General features: G+C 69.1%; 10 protein-coding genes and 1 pseudogene. 3 read left to right on the forward strand and 8 right to left on the reverse strand.

Annotation, left to right across the window (positions count from 1 at the left end):
* Positions 1-260: pseudogene (locus tag H0U68_RS13985) on the reverse strand (MFS transporter); the annotation flags it as partial.
* A gap of 351 nt (positions 261-611) precedes the next feature.
* On the opposite strand from H0U68_RS13985, the gene H0U68_RS13990 reads away from it, so the two are divergent.
* Positions 612-1,244, forward strand: coding sequence for a response regulator transcription factor (locus H0U68_RS13990; RefSeq protein ID WP_296356597.1), 633 nt, complete (start codon positions 612-614; stop codon positions 1,242-1,244).
* A gap of 59 nt (positions 1,245-1,303) precedes the next feature.
* Here the strand turns inward: H0U68_RS13990 and H0U68_RS13995 are convergent, their stop codons facing one another.
* The 6 genes from H0U68_RS13995 to H0U68_RS14020 are packed head-to-tail and all read right to left on the reverse strand — an operon-like array spanning position 1,304 to position 6,459.
* Complete coding sequence (locus tag H0U68_RS13995) at positions 1,304-2,503, reverse strand: aldehyde dehydrogenase family protein (protein ID WP_296356582.1); 1,200 nt, start codon at positions 2,501-2,503, stop codon at positions 1,304-1,306.
* Positions 2,467-2,667 (reverse strand): aldehyde dehydrogenase family protein, encoded by a 201-nt coding sequence (locus H0U68_RS14000; RefSeq protein WP_296356584.1) that lies wholly within the window; start codon positions 2,665-2,667, stop codon positions 2,467-2,469. Before H0U68_RS14000 ends, H0U68_RS13995 begins: the two co-directional genes overlap by 37 nt.
* Positions 2,664-3,437, reverse strand: a complete 774-nt coding sequence (locus H0U68_RS14005; protein ID WP_296356585.1) for a type 1 glutamine amidotransferase — start codon at positions 3,435-3,437, stop codon at positions 2,664-2,666. Before H0U68_RS14005 ends, H0U68_RS14000 begins: the two co-directional genes overlap by 4 nt.
* A gap of 10 nt (positions 3,438-3,447) precedes the next feature.
* The gene (locus H0U68_RS14010) at positions 3,448-4,581 is read right to left on the reverse strand and encodes an iron-containing alcohol dehydrogenase (protein WP_296356587.1); all 1,134 of its coding nucleotides are present in this window, start codon (positions 4,579-4,581) and stop codon (positions 3,448-3,450) included.
* The gene (locus H0U68_RS14015) at positions 4,578-5,087 is read right to left on the reverse strand and encodes a GNAT family N-acetyltransferase (RefSeq protein WP_296356589.1); all 510 of its coding nucleotides are present in this window, start codon (positions 5,085-5,087) and stop codon (positions 4,578-4,580) included. The genes H0U68_RS14010 and H0U68_RS14015 overlap by 4 nt, the downstream gene beginning before the upstream one ends.
* Positions 5,088-5,100: 13 nt before the next feature.
* Entirely contained in the window at positions 5,101-6,459 is a 1,359-nt protein-coding gene (locus H0U68_RS14020) for a glutamine synthetase family protein (RefSeq protein ID WP_296356591.1), read from the reverse strand.
* A 115-nt stretch (positions 6,460-6,574) separates the two neighbouring features.
* On the opposite strand from H0U68_RS14020, the gene H0U68_RS14025 reads away from it, so the two are divergent.
* Positions 6,575-7,429: an EamA family transporter gene (locus H0U68_RS14025; RefSeq protein WP_296356593.1), complete on the forward strand. Its 855-nt coding sequence runs from the start codon at positions 6,575-6,577 to the stop codon at positions 7,427-7,429.
* Between the two features lie 4 nt (positions 7,430-7,433).
* Here H0U68_RS14025 and H0U68_RS14030 read toward each other — a convergent pair whose 3' ends face one another.
* On the reverse strand, positions 7,434-7,640 hold the full coding sequence (locus H0U68_RS14030) for a hypothetical protein (RefSeq protein WP_296356594.1): 207 nt from the start codon (positions 7,638-7,640) through the stop codon (positions 7,434-7,436).
* A 229-nt stretch (positions 7,641-7,869) separates the two neighbouring features.
* On the opposite strand from H0U68_RS14030, the gene H0U68_RS14035 reads away from it, so the two are divergent.
* Positions 7,870-8,218: hypothetical protein (locus tag H0U68_RS14035; protein ID WP_296356596.1), on the forward strand; the 349-nt coding region annotated here is incomplete at its 3' end.

Here is an 8,218-nt window from a genome sequence, read left to right on the forward strand (position 1 = left end):
AGCAGGAGCAGCAGCGACAGCGCCCGCACGCCTTCGGCGGCCAGGATCAGGCCGCGGCGCGAGACGCGGTCGGCCAGCAGGCCCAGCGGCAGCGACAGCAGCAGGAAGGGCAGGGTCTGCACGGCCGCCAGCGTGCCGGTGGCACCCGGGCCGGCCCCCAGCACCAGCACGGCGACCAGCGGCACGGCCGCCAGGCTGAGCTGCTCGGCGGCTTGCGCGGACAGGTTGGACCAGGCGAGCGCGGCGAACGGCCGGGGCATGGCGGACCGAAGGGTGGAGGACTGAAGAGGCACCGCCTGATCATCGCGACCCGCCCCGGCTGTGCTCGCCATTTGCGGACGTGCGAAACCCCGTTCGGCTTCCACGGGCTTTTCAGTGGGCGCTCGCTGCGCATCCGCGCCTGTAGCGGTGCGGCTTGCATGCCCGCCAGCCGCTTACAATCGGCATTCCCCATGGTTCAGCTGTGGGAAAAGGACTACGCGATGATGCGCTTTTGCCTGAGCCTACGGCAGAGCCAGAGGACAGGTGGCAGAGCAATAATCACCCGGTCGATGCGCCCGTGAGCGCGTCCTAAGCCGGCAACCACGCCGCAGGGAAACATGAACGATTCGATCATTAAAGTTGGCATCGTGGACGATCACGCCATCGTCCGCTCCGGGTTGCGCCAGTTCCTCAACGAGCAGGTCGATCTGCGCGTGGTGGGCGAAGCATCCACCGGCCGGGAAGCCATCGACCTGGTGCGCGTCACCGAAATGGACGTGCTGCTGATGGACCTCTCCATGCCCGGCCAGAGCGGCATCGACGCGCTGGCGATGATCCGCGCCAAGGCGCCCGATGTCGGCATCCTGGTGCTGTCGGGCTATCCCGAAGAGCAGTACGCGGTGAACCTGATCCGCCAGGGCGCCAGCGGCTACCTCAACAAGGGCTGCGAGCCGATGGAGATCGTCAACGCGATCCGCACCGTGGCCCTGGGCCGGCGCTACATCTCCCCCGCCGTGGCAGAACTGCTGGCCCGCCAGCTCAACCGCAACGACGGCGGCGCCCCGCACGAGCAGCTGTCCGAGCGCGAATTCCAGGTGTTCCTGAAGCTCGCCAAGGGCGAATCGGCCGGCGACATCGCCAAGGACCTGTCGCTGTCGGTGAAGACGGTCAGCACCTACCGCACGCGCCTGATGGAAAAGATGAACCTCTCTTCCAACAGCGACCTGACGTACTACGCACTCAAGAACAAACTGATTGATTGATCTTTATTTTGATCAGATGCAAAAGGCCGACTTCGCGTCGGCCTTTTGCATGGGGCGCTTTACGGCGCGCGCAGGTGCCAGGCCTTGGTGCGTGTGAAGGTCTGGATGCCGTAAGTGGAGAGCGTGAGGCCCACGCCTGAATCGCCGACGCCGCTCCACGGCAGCCTGGGGCTTACGCGGTCGCAGCAATTCCAGTAGACGCTTCCCGCGCGCACCTGCGCCAGGATGCTGCGTGCGCGCGCTTCGTCGCGCGTGTAGACGCCCGCGGTCAGGCCGTAGCGCGTGTCGTTCATGAGGCGCAGGGCTTCGTCGTCGTCCGTCACCTTCTGGATGCCGATGACCGGGCCGAAGCTTTCTTCGCGCATCAGCTCCATGCCGTGGTCCACGTTGCTGAAGACCGTGGCCTCGAACCAGTTGCCCGGGCCCGGGCCGCGCTTGCCGCCCGCCAGCAAGGTCGCGCCCCTGGCCTGCGCATCCTTCACCTGGGCCTGCAGCACGTCCAGTTGCGGCGCACGCGTGATGGCGCCGATGTAGGTGCCGTCGTCCATCGGGTCGCCCATGCGCATGCCCTTCACCGTTTGCACGAATGCATCGACGAAAGCGTCGTGGATGGCCGCGTGCACGTAGATGCGCTCCACCGAGCAGCAGCTCTGGCCGGTGTTGTACATGGCGCCGTCGGCCAGTGATTCGGCGGCGGCCTTCGGATCCACGTCGTCGCAAACGTAGGTGGGGTCCTTGCCGCCCAGCTCCAGCTGCAGCTTGACGAAGCGGCTGCCCACCGTCTCGGCGATGCGCTTGCCGGTGGCGTGCGAGCCGGTGAAGAACACGCCGTCGATCGGCTGCGCCAGCAGCGCCGCGCCGACCTCGCCGGCGCCGACCAGGCAGGCCATGGCCTCGCGCGGCACGCCCGCTTCGTGCAGCAGCCGCGCGATCTCGCGGCCGGTGAGCGTGGCGTATTCGGATGGCTTGTACAGCACCGCGTTGCCGGTCAGCAGCGCCGGCACGATCACGTTGCAGCCGACGAACCACGGGTAGTTCCAGGCCGAGATGTTGGCGACGACGCCCAGCGGCTCGTGCGCGATCTGCTCGCGCATGCCGCCCTCGTCGAACACGCCGCGCGGCGCGATGGCGGTTTCGGTTTCCTGCAGGAAGAAGTCGATGCGCGGCAGCAGGCCGTTCAGCTCGTTGCGCGACATGGCGATCGGCTTGCCGGTTTCGCGCGTCATGGTGGCGGCCAGCGGCTGCAGCTCGCGTACCACGGCGTCGCGATGCAGGCGCGGCGCTCGGCCAGCGGCATGGCGGCCCAGGCGGGCTGCGCCGCGCGCGCGGCGGCGGCCTTGGCCGCGACGGAAGCGGCGGTGTCGGCCTCCAGCGAAGCGATCTGCTCGCCCGTGGCCGGGTTGTGAATGGACAGGGTGTTCATGCTTTGCGCGCGGCCAGCGCGGCCGCGAGGAAGTCGCGCAACAGGGGGGTATCGTCCACCACGCCCAGTTCGGGGAAGTGGAACTCGGGATGCCACTGCACGGCCGCCACCCAGGCGTCGCCGGTATGGCGGATGGCCTCGATGACGCCGTCGTCCGGCGACACCGCCTCCGCCACGAAACCGGGCGCCAGGTCTTTCACGCCCTGGTGGTGCACGCTATTGATCTTGTGCCGCGTTTCGCCCAGCAGCTGCGCCAGGCGCGAGCCGGCAACGATGTCGACGTGGTGGAAATTCAGGTCGTAGGCCACCGCGTCGCGGTGCACCAGGGCGCCGGTCTTCTGCGTGGAGATGTCCTGGTAGAGCGTGCCGCCATGCGCCACGTTGATCAGCTGAAGGCCGCGGCAGATGCCGAACACCGGCTTGCCGGCATCGGAAAACGCCTTGACCAGCGCGATCTCGTATTCGTCGCGCAGCCGGTCGCCGCTCCACTCGGGCCGCAGCGGCTCCTCGCCGTAGCTCCCCGGCGCGACGTCGGCGCCGCCGTGCAGCACCAGGCCGTCGAGCCACCCGGCGTAGTCGTGCAGCGTCACCTCGCCACGCGCGGTGACGCCGAAGGGCGAGGGCACCATCACCGGTAGCGCGCCTTCGGACATCAGCCAGTGCGCGGTGGACTGCTCTATCCACTGCAGCGTTTTTTGCGGCGCCGCCTTGCGTTCGGCATCCGGGTGGAACAGGCAGGCGCTGATGCCGATCTTCAGGCGGTCCGTCATGCGTGCCTCCTCACAGCGCTGCCTGGAACAGCCGCTCGAAATCCGCCGGCGTGCACGGCCGCGGATTGGTCTGGTGGCAGATGTCGCCGTGCGCGATCTTCACCAGCCGCGGGATCTGCGCGGCCTGCACGCCGTGCGCCGACAGCGAACCCGTGATGCCGATCTCGGCCTTTAGCGCCTTCAGCCAGCCGACGAAGGCCGCGCCGCCGCCGGGGACGCGGCACACGTGCGCCAGCTCGTCGAATTTCTCCGGCACGGTTTCGTAATTCCACGCCAGCACCGTGTCGATCATCAACGCGTTGGCCAGGCCGTGGTGCAGGTCGCACACCGCGCCCAGCGCGTGCGCGCAGGCGTGCACCGCGCCCAGGTCCTTCTGGAAGGCGATGGCGCCCATCATCGAGGACATCATCATGTCGCCGCGCGCCGCGATGTCGCCGGGCTCGCGCACCGCGCGCGCCAGCGAGCGCGCGGCCAGGCGCGTCCCCTCCAGCGCGATGCCGTCGCACAGCGGGTGGTAGGCAGGCGAGAGGTAGCTCTCGATGTTGTGGGTGAGCGCGTCCATGCCGGTGGCCGCCGTCACGTGCGGCGGCAGCGCGAGCGTCAGCTCCGGGTCGGCGAACACCTGGCGCGCCAGGATGGCGGCACTGAACACCACGCGCTTCAAGTGCGTGTCGTTCTCGCTCACCACCGCCGAGCGGCCGACTTCCGAGCCGGTGCCGGAGGTTGTCGGCAGCGCAACGAAGTAAGGCAGCGGGTTCGTGATGGCGCGCACTTGCGGGTGGTCCCACACGTACTCCAGGATGTCGCCCTCGTGCGTAGCGGCGATGCCCACCACCTTGGCCACGTCCAGCGCAGCGCCGCCGCCGAAGCCGATCACGCAGTCGGCGCCGTGCGCCTTGAAGGCGGCGGCGCCCTCCATCACCTGGCTGGCCGTCGGGTTGCCGAAAACGCCGCCGAACACGGCCACGTCAAGGCCCTGCAGGTGCGTCTTGAATTCGGCCAGAACCGGCAATGCGGCAAGCGCCTTGTCAGTCACGATCAGCGGGCGCTTCAGGCCGCGTTCGCGCAGGTGTGGGCCGACCTCCTTGCGCGCGCCGGCGCCGAAGCGGATGGCGGTGGGGAATGCGAAGTTGCTCAAGCTCATTCGGACTGCCTCAAATCGAGATACATGTGGTTCTTGCCATAAGCGACGCCATCGACCTGGATGGCGCGCGGCTCGATGCCAAAGGAGCGGAAGCCGCAGCGTTCGTATAGCGCGGCGGCCGCGCCGTTGCCTTCGGTCACGGTCAGCACCAGCAGCTCCAGGCCTTCCTGGCGCGCGCAGGCGACCAGCGCCTCCAGCAGCGCGCAGCCGCAGCCGCGGCCCGCCGCTTCGGGTGCGACGTACATGCCGACCACCGTGGCCTTGTGGCGGTTCTTGGCGCGCGTCTCGCGGTCCAGGCCGACGATGCCCAGCAGCATGCCGTCGCCGTCGAGCGCGCCCCAGAAGGTCTGCGCCTCGGAGCGCAGCCGCCTGGCCGACGCGTCCAGCGGCAGCGTCTCGTCTTCTTCGACACTCGAGGTGAAGGCGTCCGGATGCTCGCGCAGCCCGCGCAGGCGCAGCGCCCGGTAGGCGGTCGCATCGTCAGCGGTCAGGCGGCGGATCTGCATCGTGTGAACGGTCCTAGATGATCTCGAAATAGCGCTTCAATTCCCAGTCGGTCACCGCGTCCTGCCACTGGCGCCATTCCCACTCGCGGCTGGCGGCGAAGTGGTCGACGAAGGTGTCGCCCAGCCAGTCGCGCGCCACCTCGGAGCCGCGCAGCGCGCGCGCCGTCTCGAGCAGCGTGCGCGGCGCGCGCGGGATGTCGTCGGAGCCCTGGTTGGTGCCGGTGATCGGCGGCGTGGTGAGCTTCAGGCCTTTCTCCACGCCGTGCAGGCCGGCGGCGATGACGGCGGCCATGGCGAGGTACGGATTCACGTCGGCGCCGGGGCAGCGCGTTTCCAGCCGCGTGGACTTCGGCGAGCCGGCGAGCACTCGGAAGCTGGCCGTGCGGTTGTCGATGCCCCAGGTCGGCTTCACCGGCGCCCAGAAGCCGTCGACCAGCCGCTTGTAGCTGTTGATGGTGGGCCACAGCAGCGCGCCGAAGTCCATCATGCAGGCCACCTGGCCGGCCACGTAGCTCTCGAACAGCGGGCTCATCTTGCGAGGGCTGTCGGCGCCGTAGAACAGGTTGTTCTTGCCGTCCGACAGGCTCTGGTGGATGTGGCCGCTGCAGCCCGGGTACTGCGCGCTCCACTTGGCCATGAAGCTGGGCATGATGCCGAAGCGCTTGCCGATCTCGCGCGCGCCGGTCTTGAACAGGATGGCGCGGTCGGCCTGCTCCAGCGCCGAAGAAAAAGTGATCGCCACCTCGTACACGCCGGGCCCGGTCTCGGTGTGCAGGCCTTCGATGGGAATGCCGAACGCCAGCATCTCGTCCATCAGGGCATTGAAGAAGCCGGGGTTGTCGGCCATGCGCAGCACGGAATAGCCGAACATGCCGGGCGTGATCGGCTCGGGGCCGACGCCCTTCTTGGCGGCCCAGGTCTGCGGCGTCTCGCGGAAGTTGAACCACTCGAACTCGAAGCCGGTCATCACCGAAAAACCCATCTTCTCGGCGCGCGCCAGCACGCGCTTCAAGATCTGGCGCGGGCACACCGGATGCGGCGCGCCGTCGGCGGTAACGAAGTTGCCCAGGAAGAACGGCACCCCGTTGTCCCAGGGCACGTGGCGCGCAGTGTCCAGGTCCACCTGGGCCAGCGCGTCCGGAAAACCGTGCTGCCAGCCGGTGACTAGCGCGTTGTCGTACGTGACGTCCTGGCTGTCCCAGCCGAACACCACGTCGCAGAAACCGAAGCCGCTCTCGGCGGCGCCCTCGAACTTGTCGATGTGCAGGTACTTGCCGCGCAGCACGCCGTCGATGTCGCTGACCGCGACCTTCACCTTGGTCGCGCCGCTCTTGCGCAGCGCCGCCAGGGCGGGATGGATTTGGGTTGCCACGGCTCGGGACTCCTTGTGGTGTAGGCTCGACGCGAACCCTTATCTTGACAGCGATCGTCCCGGCTGTGGGCCGGCGCGCTGCAATGCTCCTGCCCGAATTCCTTCTTCGTCCTGCATGCAAGCCCAAGCCCTGACCTGGCCGATCGTCGCCGCGGTGCTGTGCGGCGCGGCGCTGCACGCCGGCTGGAACGCGCTGATCAAGTCCAGCACCGACAAGGATCTGGACACCGCCCTCATCCGCACGCTGGGCAGCGCGCTGGCGCTGCCGGCGCTGCTCGTGGTGGGCTGGCCGCCGGCCGCCGCCTGGCCGTACATCGGCGCCTCCCTCGTCATTCACAGCGGCTACTACATTGCGCTGGCAGGCGCATACAAGCACGGCGACCTGGGCCTGACCTACCCGCTGATGCGCGGCAGCGCGCCGCTGCTGGTGGCACTGTCGGCAATGCTGGTGTTCGGCGAACCGCTCAGCGGCTGGTCGTGGGCCGGCGTGCTGGGCATCAGCGCCGGCGTGCTGACCTTGGGGCTGTCGCGCCATGCGATGGAGTCACCGCGCGCGGTGGCGTTCGCACTGGCCAACGCCCTGATCATCGCGGCCTACACGTTGGTCGACGGCCTGGGCGTGCGCGCGAGCGGCAATGCGCTGCAGTACGTGCTGGCGCTGTTCGCGCTGGAAGGCTGGCCCTTCGGCCTGCTGGTGCTGGCGCGCCGCGGCGGCGCCGTGGTTTGGCCTTACGCGCGGCAGCGTGCCCCGCTGGCGGCAGTCGGTGCGGTGGCATCGTTCGGCTCCTACGCCGTCGCTCTCTGGGCAATGACGCGCGCGCCGGTTGCCACGATTGCGGCGCTGCGCGAAACCTCGGTGCTGTTCGCGGTGCTGCTGGGCATGTGGTTGCTGAAAGAGGCGTTCAGCCTGCGGCGCGCGCTGGGTGCAGCCGCCATCGTGGCCGGTGTGGCGGCGCTGCGGTTGGGTTAGAGATTTACCCCGCGCGGTCCTCGCGCGGCAGCGCGTGGCTGCGGTCCAGGGTGCCGTCTTCGGCGTGGCCGGCGTCGGGCGCGCGGCTGTCGCTGAAGTCGGCCAGCCGCTGGCGCAGCAGCTTCTTCTGCAGCGCGCGGCCCAGTTCCTTGGTGTCGTAGGCGACCTCGAATTCGGACCGTCCACCATCCCCGCTTTTGTCTGATGGCATTCGTGCAGCCTAATGGCCGCGCCAGGCAAGGATGTAGGACGGCTTCCAGCAATCGCTTCGGACGGCTTCGACGCAACCAGGATCAGTCGCGGCCCCGCCCGCGACCGCGCTTGTCCTCATCGTCGTCGCGCTGCGGCCGCTGCTGAGGCTGCGGCCGCGGGCGCTCGATCGCCTGCGGGGCGGCCTGCGGCGCCGGCACCGCGCGCGGCTGCTGCTGCTGCTGCTGCTGTTGCTGCAGTCGTTCCTGGTCGCGCTGCTGGCGTTCCTGCTCGCGGGCAATGCGCTCCTGCTGCTGGCGCACGGCCGCATCACGCTGGGCACGCTCCTGCTCGCGCTGCATGCGTTCCTGATCGCGCGCGGCGCGCTCCTGCTGCTGGCGCATGCCGGCATCGCGTTGCTGGCGCTCCTGCTCGCGCGCGGCACGTTCCTGCAGCACACGGTCTTGCTGGAGACGCTCTTGTTGCGCGCGCTCTTGCTCGGCGCGCGGATTGCGCGCTTCTTCCGGGCGGCCCGGCACCACCGGTATCGGGCGCGCCAGCGCGGGCGGCGCGAAGCCCCGGCTGGGCACGGGCGGCAGG

Origin of the sequence: Ramlibacter sp. (assembly GCF_013697775.1) — a bacterium.
Classification (GTDB): domain Bacteria; phylum Pseudomonadota; class Gammaproteobacteria; order Burkholderiales; family Burkholderiaceae_C; genus Ramlibacter.